Source organism: Streptomyces sp. NBC_00212 (assembly GCF_045206365.1).
Lineage (GTDB): Bacteria > Actinomycetota > Actinomycetes > Streptomycetales > Streptomycetaceae > Streptomyces.
The window spans coordinates 823,226-846,055 of record NZ_CP108115.1 but is presented as its reverse complement, the minus strand read 5'-3'; the positions used below and the strand labels follow the sequence as shown (position 1 = coordinate 846,055).

Here is a 22,830-nt window from a genome sequence, read left to right as displayed (position 1 = left end):
GTGCAGCGCACCTGGCACAGGAAAATTCGTAGTGTCCGGTGGCGGGGTGCCGCGGGCCGTACCGGATGCGGCGCCGCCTCCCGCACAGGCCAAGAAATGACGCTGGTGGGGACTCCGGAATTCCGTAGTGTTCCCGAAATTTCTTGACACCACGACCGGCCGCTTGGAAGCGTGCGCTTACCCGGCGTCCGGACCGCGGTTTTTTCGACGCCATTCGACACCAAGTGGCCAACAGCTTGAGTGGCCAACATTTCAAGTAGCAGACTCGGCTCTGCGTTTGGGCGGTCTGTTCTGTGCGGAGGAAAGGAATGAGATGTCCAAGCGTGCGCTGATCACCGGAATTACCGGGCAGGACGGCTCCTATCTTGCCGAGCACCTGCTCGCGCAGGGGTACCACGTGTGGGGCCTGATGCGGGGTCAGGCGAATCCCCGGAAGTCGCGGGTCAGCCGGCTCGTCTCCGATCTGTCCTTCGTCGACGGTGACTTGATGGACCAGGCCAGCCTGGTATCAGCTGTCGACAAGGTGCAGCCCGACGAGATCTACAACCTTGGCGCGATCTCCTTCGTGCCGATGTCCTGGCAGCAGGCCGAACTCGTCACCGAGATCAACGGCATGGGCGTACTGCGCATGCTCGAGGCGATCCGCATGGTCAGCGGCCTGAACGGCTCGCGCAACGGCGACGGTAGCCAGATCCGCTTCTACCAGGCGTCCTCGTCGGAGATGTTCGGCAAGGTCGCCGAGACCCCGCAGTGCGAAACCACCATCTTCCGGCCGCGCAGCCCCTACGGCGTGGCGAAGACCTACGGGCACTTCATCACCCGCAACTACCGTGAGTCCTTCGGCATGTACGCGGTCTCCGGCATGCTGTTCAACCACGAATCCCCGCGCCGTGGAGCGGAGTTCGTGACCCGGAAGATCTCCCTCGCGGTAGCCCGTATCAAGCTCGGCTACCAGGACAAGATGTCCCTGGGCAACCTCGACGCCGTGCGCGACTGGGGCTTCGCCGGAGACTACGTCCGCGCCATGCATCTGATGCTGCAGCAGGACGAGCCGAGCGACTACGTGATCGGCACCGGCCAGATGCACTCGGTCCGCGACGCCGTCCGCATCGCCTTCGAGCATGTGAACCTGAACTGGGAGGACTACGTCAGCATTGACCCCTCGCTGGTGCGCCCGGCCGAGGTGGAAATCCTTTGTGCGGACGCCGAGCGCGCCCGCACCCAGCTGGGCTGGGAGCCCACCGTCGACTTTCCCGAACTGATGCGCATGATGGTCGACTCCGATCTGCGCCAGGCATCCCGCGAGCGGGAGTACGGGGATCTGCTGCTGGCCGGCAGCTGGTAGTCCGCCCGCGCCCACGGGATACCTCGGCGCACGGAGTGTGCCCGGGTGTATCCCGTACCGCTTCGATACGGCGACCGCGCCGCCACGCGGCGCCAAGGACACTACGGGATTTCGCGTAGTTCTCCCTGTGGAATGGGTGTGTGCAACACAAGGCCGCGACCGACCGCCGTATCCCGGCGGACCGGTCTGGCACCATCGCCAGGAGGAGGCAGCAGGGCCACGACGACCGCCGCGGAAGGAGTTCCGCGGACGTGGAGCCCGCGTGACGAGGAGCGTTGCTGGCCAGGGGTTCCGTAGATCATGTACTCTGGCGCACGTCGGACATCACCCTTTAGAGTGATTTTTGGTGCGATGTGGTGATGCCCGTCACATGCGTTGTGTCTCCGAGGTGCGAGGAGTCCCAGGGTGCGGAGCCAGAGCGTAGATTCTGACTTAGGCGGCGCCTTGGTCGGCCGAGGCGACGTCGTGCGCGAGCTCAACCGCTGTGCCCGCAATGCGCGTTCCGGGCGCGCTTGCTCGGTAGTCGTGACCGGCCCGGCCGGAATCGGCAAGTCCGCCCTCCTGCACGCCTTCCTCAGTGGGCAGGCCGGTCGACACGCGACGGTTCTGCAGGCCAGCTGCGAGGAGGGTGCGTCGAGCGCATCATTCAGCGGGGTACGCGCCCTGCTCGGCTCGATCGCACAGGGCGCCCCACTTGAAGGAGCCGCCCGCCACGCCCTGCCCGCCCTCACCCCCGGCGCGCCGGCCGGTGAGTCGCCGCACGCCCCGGCTGTCCAGCACGTCTTCCACGGCCTGCACCGCCTCGTGCTGGACATGCTGAGCCGCCGCCCGCTCGTCCTGGCCCTGGACGACATCCATCACTGCGACGAACTCTCCCTGCGCTGGCTGGACTTCCTGCTGCGCCGGTCCGGCGGCCTCCCCCTGCTCGTCGTCCTCACGCAGCAGGCCGAGGCCGCCGCCCTCACCCGCCGCACCCCGGCCCACCACGCCCTGACAGACCTGGCCACCCACCGCCGCACGACGACGCTGCGCCTGCGACCGCTGACCGAGCCGGATGTCGCGGAGATCGTCCGCGGGTTCTTCCCGGCACCCGCCGCCCCCGTCTTCCTCGCCCGCGCGCGGGCCGCGACCGGCGGCAACCCCCGCCTTCTGGGCCGGCTGCTGCGCGAACTGCGTGCCGAGGGCACCGGTCCGGACGTGGGTGGTGCCGACCGGATCGCCGAGACCGGCGGTCGCGTCCTGGCGTCCTGGGCACGCGAACTCCTGGACCGCCGGCCACCCTGGGTCGAACAGGTCACACGGGCGGTGGCGGTCCTCGGCGCGAGCGGGACCGACCACGTCGGCGCCCTGGCCGCCGTCCCCGCCGACGTCGTCGCGGACGCGCTGACGGTGCTGCGTGAGGCCGGACTGCTGGTGCCCGGTGGCCGGCACCTGGCGGACGGCGCGGTGCGAGCCGCGGTACTGGCGCCCCTGGACGCCCAAGCGCTGTCGAGCCTCCACGCACGGGCAGCCCTGCTGCTGAGCGACGCGGGCCGACCCGCCGAAGAGGTCGCCGACCACCTCCTGCACGTGCCCTCGATCCCCGAACCATGGATGCCCGGCGTGCTGCTGGAAGCCGCGGCCCGCGCCGAGCAGCTCGGCGCCCCGGAAGCCGCGGCCCGCTACCTGTACCGGGTGTTGGAAGTGGACCCCGACAGCGTGGAGGTCCGCTTCCGGCTGGCCAGATCACTGGCCGAGACCGCCCCGCCCGAGGCCATCGGCCTGCTCCGCGAAGCGCTGGCGCCGAGTGTCGACGTACGCACTCGGGCGCGGATCGCCGCGCAGTTCGGCACGACCGGCCTGGCCGCACGCGAGATCTCCGTCGCCCTGGACATCCTCGAAGACGTCCTGGACGCGCTCGATACCGAACTCGGCCCCGACCCCCTGCCCGCCGACCGCGAACTGCGGACGCTCGTCGAGTCGGTGCTCCTGATCGTCGGCTCGCACGGCCGCAGCACGTTCGCCGCGACACGGAAGCGGGCCGCGGCGATGACCCTGCCTGAGGGCGACACCCCCGCCCAGTGCCAGAAGCTGGCGGCCATGGCCGTACTGACGGCACTCGACGACCAACCCCCCGAACCGTCCGTGAATCGCGCACTGCGTGCCAGCTCCTGCCCCCAACTGCCGCTGAAGAGCTGGTCCCTGATCAACTCCGCCATCGTCCTCGACCTCGCCGACCGCACCGATGACGCGCTTCGCGCGCTGGACCGCGTCCTGCGCCACGGCCGGGAGAACTCCGCCATATGGACCTATGCCCTGGCCCTCTCCATCCGCGCCGGGATCCAGCACGGCCTGGGAGCGCTCCCGGACGCGCTCGCGGATGCCAGTACGGCGGTCCGAATCAGCAGCGCGGAACGGTGGGGCGAGGTCATGGTCCTGCCGCGCCTGGCCCTGGCGGGCGTACTGGTGGACCGGGGCGAGGCCGCGTCCGCCGAGGCGCTGCTGACCAGCATCGAGCCCGCCCGGCGTGAGGAGTACGTGTGGACCCACCACCGCTACCTGATGGCCCACGGCCGAGCCCGCCGCGCCTTGGGGGACGCGGAGGGCGCACTGGCACTGTTCCGTGAGTGCGGCAGGTCACTGGAGGAGGCCGAAGTGCACCACGCGGCATACCTGCCCTGGTGGGTGGAGGCGGCCTGCGTACTCGCGGAGCTTGGCCGCGCGGAAGAGGCCCAGGAGCCCGCCGCGCACGGCACCCGGCTGGCACGACAGTGGGGCACCCCGCGCGTCCTCGGCCTGGCCGCCCTGGCCCGCGGCGTGGCCACCCCCGGTGACGGCGGCGTGGAACTGCTGGGCGAGGCGGTGCGTGAACTGGCCTCCTCACCGGCCCGCGTCGAGCACGCCCGCGCCGAACTCGTCCTGGGAAAGGTCCTGTTGGCGGACGGCGACCGACCCGCCGCGCGCGAGCACCTGCGTGCCGCGGCCGGTCTCGCCCAGCGCTGCGGCGCCCTCGCGCTGGGCCGGGATGCCCGCGCCACCTTGGTGGCCGCGGGTGGCCGCATGCGCAAGATGACCGGCTCGCCCCTGGACCTGCTCACCAGCATGGAACGCAAGGTCGCCAGTCTCGCCGCCGGCGGCGCCGGCAACCGCTCGATCGCGCAGTCGCTGTACGTCAGCCTACGCACCGTCGAGATGCATCTGACCAGCGTGTACCGCAAGTTGGGCGTCGCCGAGCGCGCACAGCTCGCCGAGGTTCTCCGCTCCTCGGGCGTCCGCGGAGCTCGGGCGCCACGGTCGGCACCGCGGCCAGGCGGACAGGGCTTTGGGTGAGCGGACCGAGGAGGCGTCTGTGGCGGGACTGAACGACGAACAGCCATGCGCTGGGTTCCTGTGGGCGGGGCGTCGACGCACCGACTCGCCTCTGCTCGAACGCGAGCAGGAGCAAGCAGAGTTGACGGAGGTGGTGGCCGCTCTCGGCGAAGGCCACCCTGCCGTCGTCTCGGTGACCGGCCGCCCCGGCTTCGGCCACAACGCCCTGCTACGGTGGACCGCCCGGCTCGCCGAGGAGCGCGCGGTACGCGTCCTGCGCGTCAGCGGCTCCCCGGCCGAACGCGACCTTCGGCACGGAGCCGTCATCCAGCTTCTCACCCAGCTGGGTGAGGTGACTGAACGCGCGCTTCGGGTACTGCGCGAGTACCGCGAGCCGGACGGCCTGCCGGGCCTCCTCGAACTCCTGCACACCACCCGCCGCATACCCACACTCGTGACGGTGGAGGACGCGCAGTGGCTGGACCCGGCTTCCCTGCACTGGCTACAGGCCTTGGTGCGCCGCCTGTCCGCGGGCTTCCCCCTCGTACTGCTCGTCGGCCGCACCGGCACCGACCCGCACGGCCCCGACTGGCTGACCGACACCGCCCCCTCCGCACGGCTGACCCGCCACCTCACCGTCCGCGCGCTGAGCCCCCGCGCGGTCGCCGCCCTCGCTGAAATGATCTTCGGCGCCCCCTGCGACGAGCCGTTCGCCGCCGCGGCCGCCCAGGTATCCCACGGCAGCCCCGCCGTACTGCACGCGGCACTGCACTGCCTGGCAGACGCCGGTCACCGCCCCACCGCCGACCTCATCCCGCAGCTGCACACTCTGATCACCGGCATCATCGGCGAGCGCGCGGGGCGCGCCCTGCGGGGCCTGACCGACGAGGCCACCGCCGCCCTGCGCGCGCTGGCCGTCGGCGGCGACCTGCTGGACTTCACCCTGATCTCCTCCCTGGCCGGGCTGCGCACCGTACGAGAGTCCCAGCTGCGCGCGGCGCTGGAAACGGCCGGCTTCACCGTCCCCGACGGCCCCCACGAACGCATCCGCCTGCCCGTCGTCAGGGCCCGCATCCTGGAGGACACGCCGACCGACGAACGCGCCGCCCTGTATGCCCGCGCCGCCCACCTCGCCCACCGGACCGGCGCCGGCGACGAGGACATCGCCGCCTTCCTCCTCCATGCACCCCCCATCGGCGAGCCCTGGGCGGTCCAAGCCCTGCACGGCAGCTTCGGCGCCGCCATGCGCCGCAGTGAGTTCGCCCGGGCCGCCGCCTGGCTGAACCGCGCCCTCGACGAGCCCCAGCACCCCGCTCAGCGCGCACAGACCAGCCTCGACCTGGCCGGCGTCGAGGCCATGACCTCCCCCGAAGCGAGCGACCACAGGCTCGCCGCCGTCGCCAACAACCCGGGCGAGGGTGAACGCTGGGCCCAACTGCGCCTGCAGGCTCTGGACATGGGCCTGGCCCGCGGCGACGCTGCCTGGGGCAGCCGGGTCGCCGCCCAGGCCCTGGCCACCGCCCACGGCAGAGAGCGCGACGACCTGATCGCGCTGTACTGGTACGCCGCCCAGGCCGGGCCCGAGGCCGCCGACGTCCCCGCCGCCGGTGTCCCCGCCCTGCCCCAACACCCCCTCGTCCCCGCTCAGGCCGGCCTCCGCGCCGGGCAGCTCGCCGCCCGCGGCGAGTATCGCGAACAGGCCGCGGAGCTGGCCCGCCGGGCTCTGGAAGCAGGCCACGACGCACCCGTGATCCCCCGCCTGGTCGCCGTCAGAGCACTCTGGCTCACCGACGCCGCCACCGAAGCCGAGGACCACCTCGCCGCCATCGTCGCCGAACTGCGCCGCCGCCACCGCCGCCCCACGCTCGCCCGCGCGCTGGTTCTGCACGCCGAACTGCACATGCGCGGCGGCCGCCTGGACGCCGCCGAACGCGCGGTGGACGGCGCCGAACGGGCGCTGCCCGCCGCTGCCTGGCACCCTTTGGCCGTCCCGCACCACATGGCCGTACGCACCGCCATCGCCCTGGAGACCCGCCAACGCGACCAGGCCCGTGCCCTGTACGACGCCCCGGCACCGCCCGGATCCGAATGCGGCGTCCACTGGCCCTTCCTCGTGTTCACTCGCGCCCGCGTGGCCATCGACGAAGAACGCTGGGTCGAGGCCGTCGAACTGCTCAAAGAGACCGGAAGATGGCTGCTGCGCAGACAGTGGATCAACCCCGCTGTGCTGCCGTGGCGCTCGCTGGCCGCCAGAGCCTGTCTCACCCTCGGCGACCGGGAACAGGCCCAGCGCCTGATCAGCGAGGACCTCACCCTCGCCCGCCGCTGGGGCGCCCCGAGCGCACTGGGCCTGGCCCAACTGTGCGCCGAATCCCTCGCCCCGCGCGAACCGGCCGCCGGACCCCGCGAATTCACCCCCGTCCCTCGTGGGCCCAACAAGCTCGCCTATGCCTGGGCCCTGGCCGACATCGCCACGGAAGAGGCCACCAACGGCGACCGCACCACCGCGGCCCGTCTGCTGACCGAACTGTCCCGCCACACCGTCACTCACACCTCCAGCCGCTTGGCCGAACGCGCGCGGTGGCTGGCCACCCGGCTGGAACAGACCGCCACGCCCGACGACGACTCCACCCTCCCCAAGGAGTGGGCCGTCCTCTCACCCGCCGAGCGGCGGACCGCCGAACTGGCCCGCTGCGGCCTCGGCAACCGCGAGATCGCCGAACAGCTCTCGGTGAGCCGGCGCACCGTCGAGCTGCGGCTGAGCAGCACGTACAAGAAACTGCGCATCACCTCACGCCAGGAGCTCCGTGCGCGGAGCCGGCCGATGGAAAGGACATGATCGATGCTGCTTGAGCGGGAATCCGAACTGGCCCGGATCGGCACCGCAGTGCGTCAGGCACAGGCGGGCCGTTCCTCCGTACTGCTGGTGACCGGCCCTCTGGGCATCGGCCGGTCCTCCCTCCTCGACGAGGCCGGCACCCCTCCCCCCGACAACTTACGGGTGTTACGGGCCAACGCCGCCTCTGTCGAGCAGGACTTCGCCTTCGGCATCGTCCACCAGCTCCTCGGCCCCCTCTTACCCGACGACCTCCCCACCCCCGGCGACCACAACGTCCCCGCCTCCGAAGCCGTCCTGCACGGCCTGCGGTCGATACTCGCCGAAGCCTGCGCCACCACCCCCGTACTCCTCCTCGTCGACGACCTGCAGTGGGTCGACCTTCCCTCCCTGCGCTGGCTCGCCTACCTGACCCGGCGCACGGACGGGATGCGCGCCGCCCTCGTGTGCACCCTGCGTGACGGCGAGCCCCGAGCCCGGCACCCGCTCGTCGGCGACCTGGCGGACGCCGCCGACATCCTGCGCCCCGCCCCGCTCTCGCTCGACGGCACCCGGGCCCTGATCCACCACCAGCTGGGCGAACCCGCCGAGGACAGCTACGCCCTCGCCTGCCACGACACCTGCGCCGGCAACCCCCTCTTCCTCCAGTCCGTCCTGCGCGACCAGGCTCTCAACGGCCACCGCCCCACCGCCGACCAGGCCGACCAGGCCCGCACCTTGTGCCCCACCCAGCTCCGCGACCGGCTGACCAGCTGCCTCCACACACAGCCCGCCCCCGTACGCGACCTGGCCGCGGCCATCGCTGCCTTCGGCGACCACGGCGAGCCCGAGCTCGTCCGGCGCCACGCACGACTGGACACCATCGGCTACCAGCGGGCCCTGCGCGCCCTGCACCGCCTCGGCCTGCTCGCCCCCCACGACGACACCCCACGCTTCCTCCACGATGTCGTCTGCCACGCCGTCGACTCCGCCCTCACCATCGCCGAACGCGAACGCTCCCGGGACGCCGCGGCTGAAATCCTCCACCAGGCCGGCCGCCCGGCCGAACACGTCGCGGACCTGCTGATGGGGGTCATCGACACCCGGCGTCCGTGGGCCATAGGGGTGCTACGGACGGCAGCGGACGCCGCGCTGTGCCGCAGTGCGCCGGACGCCGCCGCCCGCTACCTGCGGCGCGCCCTGCTGGAGAGCACCGCGGGCGACGGCGAACGCGCGCGCCTGCTGATCGACCTGGCCAAAGCCGAACGCGGCATCGACCCCGCCGCCTGCGAACGCCACATCAGCCAGGCCGTCCGCCTGCTGTCGTCGGCCACCGACCGGGCCGCGGCTACCTTGCTCATCCCGCCCAGCTTCCTCGGCGACGAAACCTCCTCGGCGGTGGACCTGCTGCGCAACGTCTCCGAGGACTTCGAGCCCACAGAGCCGAGCCAGAGGTGTCCCAGCGATATCGCCCTGCGCCTGGAAGCGCGCCTGTGGCAGGCCGGGCACGAGAACCCGGCGGAGCTGACCGGCGCGGTGGAACGCCTGCGCTCACTCGGCACCCCGCCCCCCTTGGACACCGGCGGCGCCCGCGAACTGGTGGCCGTCCTGAACAATGCGGGGGTCCTCTCAAGTGCCCTGCCGGCACCGGAGGTCGCAGCCCTGGCCGGACAGATCCTGGAATGCGAGCCGGTGACCTCCGAACCCGCCCGCATCGCACTACCGCTGGTCGCGGTGGCCCTGTACGCCGCCGACGCGGTGGAAGGCATCAACACCCGCCTGTCCTGCGAGCAGCACACCGAGCGCCCGCATGCGGGGGTGCACGCCGAGAACGCCCTGATCCAGCTCGCCTGTGGGCGCCTGACCCAGGCCCGCGAACAGGCCGACCGGGCCGCCGGACTGTCCGACGAGGACTGGCGCGTGCCGACCACGTTCGTCCGGGCCGCGGTGGCCATGGAGTCCGGCGACATCCAGCTGATCGAACGTCTCCTTGAGGACCCCGGGAGGTGCTGGCCGGCCAGCCTCGCCATGACGGCCATCCGACAACTCCTCAAGGCCTCGCTCGTCGCCCGCCGCGGCCGCGGCGCCGCCGCCCTGAAAGCCCTCTTGGCCTGCGGCCGCCAACTGGAATCGGCCGGCTGGCGCAACTCCGTCCTCTTCCCCTGGCGGCCCCGCGCCATCGTCCTGCACCACCGGCTGGGCGAGACCCGGCCGGCTCTGGCCCTGGCGAAGGAGGAACTGACCTGGGCGCGGCAGTGGGCGGCTCCCGCCGCTCTCGGCCGTGCCCTGCGCCTGAACGCCCTCCTGCCCGGTGGAGGCGGCGAACCCGCCTTGCGCGAGTCCGCCGAGATCCTTCGCACGTCCGCCAACACGCTTGAGCTGTCCCGTACGTTGCTCCAGTTGGGTCGAACTCTGGAGAACGGCAAGGAGGCGAGGACGGTGCTGCATGAGGCCGTTGATCTCACCACCGCCTGCGGCGCCCCCTGGCTGACTGAGCGCGCCCGCGCGGCCCTGGGAACCGCCGCCCCCAGCCAGGAGGCACCGCTCACCCAAGGCGAGCGCAAGGTTGTCTCCCTGGTGAGCCGGGGTCTGACCAATCAGGAAATCGCCGATGAACTGGGCGTGAGCACCCGTGCGGTGGAGAAGCACCTGACGTCGTGTTACCGGAAGTTGGGCGTCTCAGGGCGACGGGAGCTGCTCGCAGGCCAGAGCGCACTCGGGTCGCACTGAGTGCGTCGTGAGGAGCGTCTCTTACGGTGCGGGGGATACCGGCGGTAGGAGTTCGGAGTGTTCGGGGAGCCGAAAGGTCGAGGCGGACCGTACCGTGCGGGAGTGTGAGACCACAGGATTAGGGGTGGGGCACGGGTCAACGTTGACGCTTGCTCAGATCGGTCCTTAGTGTCAATTGTGTCGGGGAGTTCGGAATTTCTTTCCGGCAGCTTCCGGGCGGCCCTCGGTTCCCGTGGCCCGCTTCATTCTCCGGTTCTCTCCTTCTCGCTCGATGTCTCTTGATTTTTGGTTCACATACGGGGGTTGGAAAGGATGTCAGTCCCTTGATGCTTCCTGCTCTGGTGGATTCTCTGCAGTTTTCGGCAGGCCACAGTACGGTCGGCGCGACCGGTACGGCGGTCCGAGGGGAGGAGTGGCCGAGCGTGTGCATATCCGTACTGGATCCGGCACTGACGATCCGTCAGGCCAATCAGGACTTCTTCCGTCACTTCGCGACCCCCGCCGCACCTTCCGTCGATGTACTGGCCCCTCCCCCCTCCGATTCCTCGACGGCGGCACCCGACATCTTCGGGCGTAATTTCCGCGATCTGGTGCACCCCAGCGTGCGGCAGCCGCTCATGCGGCAGTTCGAGCGGCTCCTGGAGGGCCGCCGGGACCGCTTCGCCACGAACGTGGTGGCGCTGCGGCCGACCGGCGACGTGTTCACCGGCAGCCTCACGGCCGCCGCCGTGAGCGGCTACGGCCCCGCCCCGGCCGCCGTCCTCGTGGTGATGCAGTCGGGCCAGAGCTCGGCGGACGACGCATTGGTGGCACCGAAAAGGAAACTGCTCAGCGAGATCGACGCGCGAATTCTGGAGGGAATCGCGGCGGGCCTGTCCACGGTTCCGCTGGCGTCCCGTCTGTATCTCAGCCAACATGGCGTGGAATATCACGTCACCAGTCTGCTGCGGAAACTGAAGGCTCCCAACCGCGCGGCGCTGGTCTCCCGCGCGTATGCGATGGGGGCGCTGACGGTGGGGACCTGGCCGCCCCGCGTCGTTGAGGACTTCATCAAGTAACGCTCCCACCCGCATTCTGCTGGTTCACCGCGCGGACGCGGGCCGAGGTCTGCCTTTGCGACCCGGACTGCCCCAAGGGCGAGCCGAGGAGGTACTGGGCGCCGGGGGTGCCGCCGAGCATCCGCGGCGCCTCCGGCCTGTCTGCGCACGGCCGGCCCCGGGCCCGGCCGACTCTACGGAATTCCATGGTCACCCCCATAGAGACTGGGCGCGTGGCGTGCGGGAAGTCGAGCTGCCTCGTGCAGGGCACGCAGATAACTCAGTAGCTGTGGAACAGCAGTCCCCAGTGCCGGCTGTCCCCCTCGAAATCCTCTGCTGTCCGACGGTCTTGAGATGGGTTGGAACGTGGCGAACATGGATCAGGAACAGAAACTCCGCGACTACCTGAAGCGGGCCGGCGCCGACCTGCGGCGTTCCCGGCAGCGGGTGGGCGAGCTGGAGGCGGCGACTCGCGAGCCGATCGCGATCGTGGGCATGAGCTGCCGCTTCCCGGGTGGCGTGAGCAGCCCCGAGGAGCTCTGGTCCCTGCTCGCCGCCGACGGGGACGGCATCACGACCTCCCCCGATGACCGCGGCTGGGAGCAACTGGCCGAGGACGCGGGGGAGTTCTCCGGTGGGTTCCTCCACGACGCGGCCGAGTTCGACGCCTCCTTCTTCGGGATATCCCCCCGCGAGGCACTCGCCATGGACCCGCAGCAGCGACTGCTGCTGGAGTCCTCCTGGGAAGCCTTCGAGCGGTCCGGCATCGACCCGGCGGCGGTCAGGGGCAGCAGGACAGGCATGTTCGTCGGGGCGATGCCCCAGGAGTACCGGGTGGGTCCGGACGACGACGTCCAGGGCTTCGCCCTGACGGGCACCACCACCAGCGTCATCTCGGGCCGGCTCGCGTACTTCTTCGGAACCGTGGGCCCGGCGGTCACCATCGACACCGCCTGCTCGTCCTCCCTCGTGGCCCTGCACCTGGCCGCCCACTCCCTGCGTCAGGGCGAGTGCTCCCTGGCACTGGCCGCGGGCGTCACCGTGATGTCCAGCCCCACCACCTTCGTGGAGTTCAGCCGCCAGGGCGGGCTCTCCGCCGACGGGCGCTGCCGCTCCTTCGCCGACTCCGCAGGCGGCACCGGCTGGGCCGAGGGCGTGGGCGTCCTGGTCCTGGAGCGCCTCTCGGTAGCCCGCCGCAACGGCCACGAGATCCTGGCCGTCATCCGGGGCTCCGCCGTCAACCAGGACGGCGCCTCCAACGGGCTGACCGCGCCCAACGGCCCCTCGCAGCAACGCGTCATCGAGCAGGCGCTGGTCAGCGCGCGACTCTCGGCCAACGAGATCGACGTCGTCGAGGCGCACGGCACCGGCACCGCACTGGGCGACCCGGTCGAGGCCCAAGCGCTGCTGGCGACCTACGGCCAGGGCCGGGACGCCGAACACCCCCTCCTGCTGGGCTCCGTCAAGTCGAACCTTGGCCACACCCAGGCGGCGGCCGGCATGGCCGGCGTCATCAAGATGGTGCTGGCCCTGCGGCACGGCCTGCTCCCGCGCACCCTCCACGTGGACGCGCCGTCCTCGCACGTCGACTGGACACAGGGGGCCGTGCGCCTGCTCACCGAGCAAGTCCCCTGGCCGCAGGGCGAACAGCCGCGCCGCGCCGGCATCTCCTCGTTCGGGCTCAGCGGCACCAACGCGCACACGATCCTGGAGGAGGCCCCGGCCGCCCCGTCCCCCGAGGCCGACCAGGAGGGCACCGCGCCGCCGGCCGCCGACGCATCCTTGGCGGTCGGCGACGTCCCCTGGCTCGTCTCCGGCCGCACCCGCGAGGCGCTGCGCGCCCAGGCGGCGCGGCTGCTCGAACACCTCACGGCTCACCCCGGTCTCGCGCCCGTGGACGTGGCCTACTCCCTGGCCACGGCCCGCTCCGGCCTTGAGCACCGCGCCGCGTTCACCGCAGCCGACCTGGACCGGGCTCGCGCCGCCCTGACCGCGCTGGCCGACGGCATGCCGGCCCCCGGCCTGGTGCAGGACACCGCCCGGACCCGGTCCAAGCTCGCCTTCCTCTTTGCGGGCCAGGGCTCCCAGCGGCCGGGCATGGGGCGTGAACTGGCCGCCCGCTTCCCCGCCTTCGCCGCCGCCCTCGACGAGGTCGTCAGTCACCTCGACCAGGGGCTCGAACGGCCCCTGAAGGACGTGCTGTTCGCCCCCGAGGGCACGCCCGAGGCCGCCCTGCTCGACGAGACCGGCTACGCCCAGCCCGCGCTCTTCGCGATCGAGGTGGCGCTGTACCGGCTCGCCGAGTCCTTCGGCATCAAGCCGGACTTCCTCGCCGGGCACTCCATCGGAGAGATCGCCGCGGCGCACGTGGCCGGGGTCTTCACCGTGGCCGACGCCGCGGCCCTGGTGCTCGCCCGCGGCCGCCTCATGCAGGCGCTGCCCGAAGGCGGCGCCATGGTCTCCCTCGAAGCCACCGAGGAGGAGGTCCTGCCCCTGCTGGCGGACCGGGCGGACCGCGTCTCGATCGCCGCGGTCAACGGGCCCGCCGCCGTCGTCGTCGCCGGCCGGGCCGACGACGTCAGCGCCGTCGCGGAGCACTTCGGCGCGCTGGGCCGCAAGACCAAGCGGCTGCGCGTCTCGCACGCGTTCCACTCGCCGCTCATGGACCCCATGCTGGAGGACTTCCGCACGGTCGTCTCCGGGCTCGCCCCCCAGGCGCCCGTCACCCCGGTCGTCTCCGGCCTGACCGGGACCCTCGCCACGGTGGAGCAGCTGACCTCCGCCGAGTACTGGGTGAACCACGCCCGGAACACCGTACGGTTCGCCGACGCCGTCGACTGGCTCCACGGCCACGGCGCCGCCACCTTCTTGGAGCTGGGGCCGGACGGCGTCCTGTCCGCCATGGCCCAGAACTCCCTGGCTGCGACCGGCACCGCCGACGGCACCGCCGACGGCGCCTCCGACTCCGCCGACGCCGTCCTCGCCGATGGCATCTCCGCCACGCTCGCCGTGCTGCGGCCGGGCCGCCCCGAGGTCGAGACCCTCACCACCGCGCTGGCGGGCCTGCACACCCGCGGCGCGGCCGTCCAGTGGGAGCCCTACTTCCAGGACACCGGCGCCCGGCGCACCGCTCTGCCCACCTACGCCTTCCAGCGCCGTCGCTACTGGCCCAAGAGCCTGCCCGCGACGGGCGGTGACGTGCGCGCCGCCGGCCTGGGCGCGGCGCACCACCCGCTGCTGACGGCGGCCGTGTCGGTCGCCAACTCCGACGGCCTGCTGCTGACCGGTCGACTCTCGCGGCGCACCCACCCCTGGCTCGCCGACCACGCCGTACGCGGCACGGTGCTGCTGCCGGGCACCGCCTTCCTGGAGCTGGCCGTGCGCGCCGGGGACGAGGCCGGCTGCGGTCGCGTGGAGGAACTCACGCTGGCCGCCCCGCTGCTGCTGCCCGAGGAGGGCGGCGTCCAGGTGCAGGTCTGGGTGGGCAGCCCCGACGAGTCGGGTCGCCGCGCCGTCAGCGTCCACTCCCGCCCCGACGGGCCGGAGGAACTCCCCTGGACCCAGCACGCCTCAGGCACCCTCGTCGCCGGCGAGCACCACGCCGACTTCGACGCCACCGCCTGGCCGCCCGCCGACGCCCATCCGCTGGACCTCGACGGCTTCTACGACCGGATGGCCGACACCGGCTTCGGGTACGGCCCGCTGTTCCAGGGCCTGCACGCCGCCTGGCGCAGCGGCGACGACGTCTACGCCGAGGTGACGCTGCCCGACACGAACGGCTCCGACGCCGACTCCGCGGCGTCGTTCGGGATCCACCCGGCCCTGCTGGACGCCGCCCTGCACGCCGCGGCCTTCGCCGACCTGGGCGAGCACGCACGCGGCGGCCTGCCCTTCTCGTGGCAGGACGTGACGTTGCACGCGAGCGGGGCGACGACGGTCCGGGTGAAGCTGACCCCGGCCGGCGACGACGCCGTGGCGATCGCCGTCGCCGACACCACCGGCGCCGCCGTCGCCTCCATCGGCTCGCTGGTCCTGCGCCCGGTGCCCGACGAGCGGTTCGGCGCCGCCAACTCCCTCGTCCGTGAAGCCCTGTTCGAACTGCGCTGGACCGCACCACACCAGTCCCCGCAGACGGCGCCCACCTCGGTCGGCGTCCTCGGCCCGGACCTCTTCGGCCTGGAGCGGGCGCTTTCGTCGCCGGACCTCACCGTCATGGCGCTGCCCGGCGCGGACGGCACCCGAGCACCGGACGTGGTACTCGCCCCCCTCGCGGGTGCGGACGCCGACACCGGTGACGAGGTCGTCACCTCCGTGCACGCCCGCACCGCCCACGTCCTGGCACGCCTGCGGAGCTGGCTGGACAACGAGCAGTACGCCGGGTCCCGGCTGGTCTTCGTCACGCGTGGCGCCGTCGCCACCGACGCCCGACAGGCGCCGGACCCGGTGGCCGCCGCCGTCTGGGGCCTGGTGCGCGTCGCGCAGAGCGAACACCCCGGCCGCTTCGGCCTGTTGGACCTCGACCCCGCTCTCGACGAGCCCGCCGCGCAGCCGCTGCTGCGGGCCCTGGCCCTGGACGAGCCGCAGACCGCCGTCCGCGGCACCGCCGTGCTCACCGCGCGGCTCGCCCGCGCCCAGGCATCGCAGACCACTGCGGAATGGGCCTCCGAGGGCACCCTGATCCTCACCGGGGCCACCGGCGGCCTGGGCCGCGTACTGGCCCGGCACCTGGTCACCGAGCGCGGCGTACGGCACCTCCTGCTCGTCAGCCGCCGCGGCGCCGACGCCGAGGGCGCCCGAGAACTCGTGGCCGAACTCACCGAACACGGCGCCCAGGTGGCCATCGCGGCCTGCGACCTGGCCGACCGTGCCGCCGTGGACCGGCTGCTGGCCGGGGTGCCCGCCGAGCACCCCGTCACCGCCGTCGTGCACAGCGCCGGCACCCTCGACGACGGCGTGATCGAGTCACTCACCCCCGAGCAGATCAGCACGGTCCTGCGGCCCAAGGCCGACGCCGTCTGGCACCTCCACGAGGCCACCCGGGATCTGGACCTGGCCGCCTTCGTCGTCTTCTCCTCCCTCTCCGGCACCGTGGGCACGGCGGGCCAGGGCAACTACGCCGCCGCCAACGCCTTCCTCGACGCGCTCGCCCAACTGCGCCGCGCCCAGGGCCTGCCGGGGCTCTCCCTGGCCTGGGGCCCGTGGGAGCCCACCGCCGGAATGACCGGCGGCCTGACGGACGAGGACCTCGCGCGCCTGGCCCGTATGGGCACCCCGGCGCTCACCGTGGAACAGGGCACCGCCCTCTTCGACGCCGCCACCGCCATGGACGCCGCCGTCCTGCTGCCGACCAGGCTCGACCTGTCCGTCCTGCGCCTCCAAGGTGCCCAGGGCGCGGTACCGCCGCTGTGGCGCGGCCTGATCCGTACCCCGGCCCGCCGCTCGGTGGACTCGGCCTCGGAGACCGCCGTCACCCTCGTACAGAAGCTGTCCCGGCTGGCGGAGACCGACCGCCGGGAGGTCGTGCTCGACCTCGTGGCCGGTCAAGTGGCCGCCGTACTCGGCCACTCCAGCACCGCCGACATCGACGCGCGGCGCCCGCTGCGGGAGCTGGGCTTCGACTCGCTGACCGCCGTCGAACTGCGCAACCGGCTCAGCGCGGCCACCGGCCTGCGCACCGCCGCGACGGTGGTCTTCGACTACCCGACCGTCGACGCCCTCGCCACGCACATCCTCGCCGAGCTCATGGGCTCGGAAGCCGCCACCGCGACCAGCGCTCCCCGTGCCGCCGGCACCGCCACCCACGACGACCCCATCGTCATCGTCGGCATGAGCTGCCGCTACCCGGGCGGGGTCGCCTCGCCCGAGGATCTGTGGCAGCTGGTCAGCGAGGGCACCGACGCCATCTCGGGCCTGCCCACCGACCGGGGCTGGGACCTGGACGCGCTCTACGACCCGGACCCGGACCGCATCGGCACCTCCTACTCCCGCTTCGGCGGATTCCTGCACACCGCTGCCGACTTCGACCCCGCCTTCTTCGGCATGAGCCCCCGCGAGGCCCTGGCCACCGACTCCCAGCAGCGGCTGCTGCTCGAAGCGTCCTGGGAGGCCATCGAGCGCACGGGCATCGACCCGGCGTCCCTGCGCGGCAGCCGGACCGGCGTGTTCGCGGGCGTGATGTACAACGACTACGCCACGGTCCTCTCCGGCGGACAGTTCGAGGGCCACCAGGGCAGTGGCACCGCCCCGAGCGTCGCCTCCGGGCGGATCTCCTACACGCTCGGGCTGGAAGGCCCCGCCGTCACCGTAGACACCGCCTGCTCGTCGTCGCTGGTCGCCATGCACTGGGCGATGCAGGCACTGCGCGCGGGGGAGTGCTCCCTCGCACTCGCCGGCGGCGTCACGGTCATGTCGACGCCGGGCGCCCTCATCGAGTTCTCCCGGCAGCGCGGCCTGTCTCCGGACGGCCGCTGCAAGGCGTTCTCCGATGGCGCCGACGGCGTCGGCTGGTCCGAAGGCGTCGGCGTCCTCGTCCTGGAACGCCTCTCCGACGCCCGCCGCAACGGGCACCAGGTCCTGGCCGTGGTCCGCGGTTCCGCGGTCAACCAGGACGGTGCCTCCAACGGCCTGACCGCCCCCAACGGCCCCGCCCAACAGCGGGTGATCCGGCAGGCGCTGTCCGCCGCCGGCCTGTCCGTCACGGACATCGACACGGTCGAGGGCCACGGCACCGGCACCGCCCTCGGCGACCCCATCGAGGCGCAGGCCCTGCTCGCCACCTACGGCCAGGACCGCGACCCGCAGAGCCCGCTGCTGCTGGGCTCCGTGAAGTCCAACATCGGCCACACCCAGGCCGCGGCCGGCGTCGCCGGCGTCATCAAGATGGTCATGGCCATGCGCCACGGCGTGCTGCCCCGTACCCTGCACGCCGACGAGCCGTCCTCGCACGTGGAGTGGGGCTCCGGAGCGGTGCGCCTGCTCACCGAGGAGACGCCCTGGCCGCAGGCCGGCCGACCGCGTCGCGCCGCCGTCTCCTCGTTCGGTTTCAGCGGTACCAACGCCCACCTCATCGTCGAGGAGCCGTCGGCCGTCCCCGACCAGCGCGAACAGCCGGCGCTCACCCCGGCCGTCGTGCCCTGGACGCTGTCCGGCAAGAGCCGCGCGGCCCTCCGGGACCAGGCCGCCCGCCTGCGGTCCTTCCTCGACGAGCGCCCCACTCTCGACCCGGTCGACGTCGCGCTCTCCCTCGCCACCACGCGCACGGCCTTCGACCAGCGCGCCGTCGTCACCGGCGACCGCGACGAACTGCTGCGTGCACTCGCCGACCTGGCCGCCGACCGGCCCGGCTCCGCGCTCACCGAGGGCGAGATCGGCGGCGCGGGCAAGCTGGCCGTGGTGTTCTCCGGGCAGGGCAGCCAGCGCCCCGGCGCGGGCCGTGAACTCGCCGCCCGCTTCCCCGCGTTCGCCCAGGCCCTCGACGAGGTCACCGCCGCCCTCGACCCGCACCTGGACCGTCCCCTCAAGGACGTCCTGTTCGCCCCGGAAGGCAGCCCCGAGGCGGCGCTGCTGGACCACACCGAGTGGACCCAGCCCGCGCTGTTCGCCGTCGGGGTCGCGCTCCACCGGCTGCTGGGCACGTGGGGCATCCGCCCCGACGTGCTGCTGGGCCACTCCATCGGCGAGATCACCGCCGCGCATGTCGCGGGCGTCCTCTCGCTGTCCGACGCGGCCCGCCTGGTGACCGCCCGGGGACGGCTGATGCAGGCGCTGCCCGCCGGCGGCGCGATGATCTCCCTCCAGGCCGGCGAGGACGAGACGGCGCCGCTGCTCGCCGGGCGCGAGCACGAGGTCTCCCTCGCCGCCGTCAACGGCCCCCACAGCGTCGTGGTCGCCGGAGACCTGGCCGCCGCCGAGGAGATCGCCGCCCACTTCGCCGCCCAGGGCCGCAAGACCAAGCGCCTGACGGTCAGCCACGCCTTCCACTCGCCGCTCATGGAGCCCGCGCTCGACGGGCTGCGCGAGGTCGCGGCCGAGCTCACCTACCATGCGCCGGACGTGACCGTCATCTCCGGCCTGACCGGACGACCCGCCACCGACGACGAACTGCGCTCCGCCGACTACTGGGTCGCGCACGCCCGCGGCGCCGTCCGCTTCGCCGACACCCTGCGCGCCGCACACGACTCCGGCGCCGGCACCTTCCTCGAAGTCGGCCCCGACAGCGTGCTGTCGGCCGCCGCCCAGGAAGCCCTCGGCGACGCGGCGGACGCGCACATCGTCCCGCTGCTGCGCGCCGGGCGCGGCGAGGAGCGCTGTGCGGCCACCGCCCTGGCCCGCCTGCACGTGCGTGGCACGGCCGTCGACTGGCCCGCGTACCTCGCCGGCACCGGAGCACACCCGGTCGATCTGCCCACCTACGCCTTCCAGCACGAGCGCTACTGGCCCGAACCGGCCCCGGTCGGCCTCGCGCCGGTCGCCGCCGACCCCGCGGACGCCGAGCTCTGGGGCGCCGTCGAACGCGGCGACGCCGCAGAGCTGGCCACTCTCCTCGGGCTGCGCGACGAACAGCACGCCTCCCTGTACGCGCTGTTGCCCGCACTGTCCTCCTGGCGCCAGCACCGGCACGAGAAGGCGCTGCTGGACTCCACCCGCTACCGCGTCGCCTGGCGTCCCGCGACGGCGGCCGCCGCGCCCGTACTCGACGGCACCTGGCTGCTCGTCACCGCCGAGGGCATCGACAGCGACGAGATCCTGCACGCACTGCGCGGCCACGGCGCCCAGTTCGAGACCCTCACCCTGGACGACGCCTGCCGCGACCGCACCGAACTCGCCGCCCGGCTCGACGCCGTACGGACGCAGAACCGCGCCTTCGCCGGCATCCTGTCCCTGCTCCCGCTCGCCGACCGGCCCGGCGCCGAGGCCGGCGCCGAGCTGCCCACCGGGCTCGCGCTGAGCCTCGTCCTGACCCAGGCACTGGTCGACATCGACCTCGCCGCCCCGCTGTGGACGCTGACCCGCGGCGCCGTCGCCACCGGCTCCGACGACCCGCTCACCAACCCCCTCCAGGCCGCGGTCTGGGGACTGGGCCGGGTCGCCGCCCTGGAGCACCCGCAGCTGTGGAGCGGCCTGATCGACCTGCCGGCCGCCCTCGACGCCCCCGCCACCCAGCACCTCGTCAGCGCGCTGGCCGCACGGGGCGGCGAGGACCAGATCGCCCTCCGGGCCACCGGAGCGCTCGGCCGGCGCCTGGTGCGCCACCCGCAGGCCGAACTGCCCCCCGCCGACGCCTTCACCGCGGGCGGCACCGTGCTCATCACCGGCGGCACCGGAGCGCTCGGCGCCGAGGCGGCCCGCTGGCTTGCCCGCAGCGGCGCCGACCACCTCCTCCTCACCAGCCGCCGCGGCCCTGATGCCCCGGGAGCGGCCGAACTGGCCGCAGAAATACGGGACTTGGGGGCCAAGGCCACCATCGCGGCCTGCGACACCGCCGACCGTGGCGCGCTCGCCGCACTCCTGGCCTCCGTACCCCCGGAGCACCCGCTGACCGGCGTCGTGCACGCGGCCGGCGTCGGCCAGAACGCCTCCCTGGCCGAAACCCCCCTGGACGCCGCCGCCGAGGCGATGGCCGCCAAGATGCTCGGCGCGGCCCACCTCGACAGCCTCCTGGACGGCCAGGACCTCGACTTCTTCGTCCTGGTCTCCTCGATCGCCGGAGTGTGGGGCAGCGCCGGGCAGAGCGCCTACGCCGCCGCCAACGCCTACCTCGACGCCCTGGCAGAGCACCGCGCGGCCCGCGGCCTGCCCGCCACCTCGGTGGCCTGGGGTCCCTGGGCCGAGGCCGGAATGGCCACCCACGAGGCGGTCGCCGACGCACTGCACAAGCGCGGCCTGCGCTTCCTCGCGCCCGCGAACGCCCTCACCGAACTGCGCCGTGCCGTCGTCGACAAGGACGTCACCGTCACGGTCGCCGACATCGACTGGGAGCGCTACCACCCCGTCTTCACCGCCACCCGCCCCAGCGCCCTCTTCGACGAACTGGCAGAGGTCCGGGCCCTCGCCCGCACGGAGGACGCGAGCGTCGCACCCGAATTCGCCGCCCGCCTGCGGGGCCTCGACGAGGACGAGCAGACGCGGCTGCTGGCCGACCTGGTACGTGCCGAGGCGGCCATCGCCCTCGGCCACGACTCCGCGGACGCCATCTCGGAGCGGCGGGCCTTCCGCGACGCCGGCTTCGACTCGCTGACCGCCGTGGAACTGCGCAAGCGGCTGGCCGCCCTCACCGGCCTGGCCCTGCCCGCCACCCTCGTCTTCGACTACCCGACCCCCACCGTCCTCGCCCGCCACCTGCGTGCGGAACTCCTGGGCACCGACGGCGCCGTGGCCACGCCCGTGGCCGTTCCCTCGGGGGGCTTCGACGAGCCCATCGCCATCGTCGGCATGAGCTGCCGCTTCCCCGGCGGCGTCCGTTCCCCGCGGCAGCTGTGGGACCTGGTCAGCGACGGCGTCGACGCCATCACCGACTTCCCCGTCAACCGCGGCTGGAACACCGGCCTTTACCACCCCGACCCGGACAACCCCGGCACGACCTACTCCACCCAGGGCGGGTTCCTGCACGACGCGGGCGAGTTCGACGCCTCCTTCTTCGGCATCTCGCCGCGCGAAGCGCTGTCGATGGATCCCCAGCAGCGGCTGCTGCTGGAGACCACCTGGGAGGCGTTCGAGCAGGCCGGCATCGACCCCAGCCACGTTCACGGCACCGCGACCGGCACCTTCATCGGCTCCACCTACCAGGAGTACGGCCTCGGCGTCGAGGACGGCTCCGCCGGCCACCTGGTGACCGGCACCAGCCCCAGCGTGCTCTCCGGACGCCTGGCCTACCTCTTCGGCCTCGAAGGACCGGCGGTCACCGTCGACACCGCCTGCTCCTCGTCCCTGGTCGCCCTGCACCTGGCCTGCCAGTCCCTGCGCAACGGCGAGAGCTCCCTGGCCCTGGCCGGCGGCGCGACCGTGATGACCAACCCCAACCCGTTCATCGCCTTCAGCCGGCAGCGGGCCCTGGCCGGCGACGGCCGCTGCAAGGCGTTCTCGGACGGCGCCGACGGTATGACCCTCGCCGAAGGCGTCGGCATCCTCGTCCTGGAGCGCCTCTCGGACGCCCAGCGCAACGGACACGAGATCCTCGCCGTCGTCCGCGGCTCGGCCATCAACCAGGACGGCGCCTCCAACGGCCTGTCCGCCCCCAACGGCCCCTCCCAGCAGCGCGTCATCCGCCAGGCCCTGGCCAACTCGGGGCTGGCCCCGAAGGACATCGACGCCGTCGAGGCCCACGGCACCGGCACCGCCCTCGGCGACCCCATCGAGGCGCAGGCCCTGCTCGCCACCTACGGCCAGGACCGCGACCCGCAGAGCCCGCTGCTGCTGGGCTCCGTGAAGTCCAACATCGGCCACACCCAGTCGGCGGCCGGCGTCGCCGGCGTCATCAAGATGGTCCTGGCCCTGCGCCGGGGAGCACTGCCGCGCACCCTGCACGCCGACACCCCCTCCAGCCACATCGACTGGACCTCCGGCACCGTCGCCCTGCTGCACGAGCCCGCCGACTGGCCCGAGGGCGAGCGCCCGCG

General features: G+C 72.9%; 6 protein-coding genes (1 of these 6 running past the window's edge). All 6 read left to right on the top strand.

Annotated features, from left to right (window positions below; translation table 11 throughout):
* The first annotated feature begins 313 nt into the window (after positions 1 to 313).
* Positions 314 to 1,345, top strand: a complete 1,032-nt coding sequence (locus tag OHA17_RS03965; RefSeq protein WP_053730243.1) for a GDP-mannose 4,6-dehydratase — start codon at positions 314 to 316, stop codon at positions 1,343 to 1,345.
* A gap of 405 nt (positions 1,346 to 1,750) precedes the next feature.
* The gene (locus OHA17_RS03960) at positions 1,751 to 4,654 is read left to right on the top strand and encodes a helix-turn-helix transcriptional regulator (protein WP_406504071.1); all 2,904 of its coding nucleotides are present in this window, start codon (positions 1,751 to 1,753) and stop codon (positions 4,652 to 4,654) included.
* A gap of 19 nt (positions 4,655 to 4,673) precedes the next feature.
* Positions 4,674 to 7,472, top strand: a complete 2,799-nt coding sequence (locus tag OHA17_RS03955; protein ID WP_406504069.1) for an AAA family ATPase — start codon at positions 4,674 to 4,676, stop codon at positions 7,470 to 7,472.
* Between the two features lie 3 nt (positions 7,473 to 7,475).
* Positions 7,476 to 10,178, top strand: coding sequence for an AAA family ATPase (locus OHA17_RS03950; protein ID WP_406504067.1), 2,703 nt, complete (start codon positions 7,476 to 7,478; stop codon positions 10,176 to 10,178).
* A 326-nt stretch (positions 10,179 to 10,504) separates the two neighbouring features.
* Complete coding sequence (locus OHA17_RS03945; protein WP_406510628.1) at positions 10,505 to 11,236, top strand: LuxR C-terminal-related transcriptional regulator; 732 nt, start codon at positions 10,505 to 10,507, stop codon at positions 11,234 to 11,236.
* 354 nt (positions 11,237 to 11,590) lie between these two features.
* Positions 11,591 to 22,830, top strand: partial view of a type I polyketide synthase gene (locus tag OHA17_RS03940; RefSeq protein WP_406504065.1) — the 5' end (the start) only. It continues 17,320 nt past the right edge of the window; only the first 11,240 of its 28,560 coding nucleotides appear in the window; its start codon is at positions 11,591 to 11,593; its stop codon lies beyond the right edge, outside the window.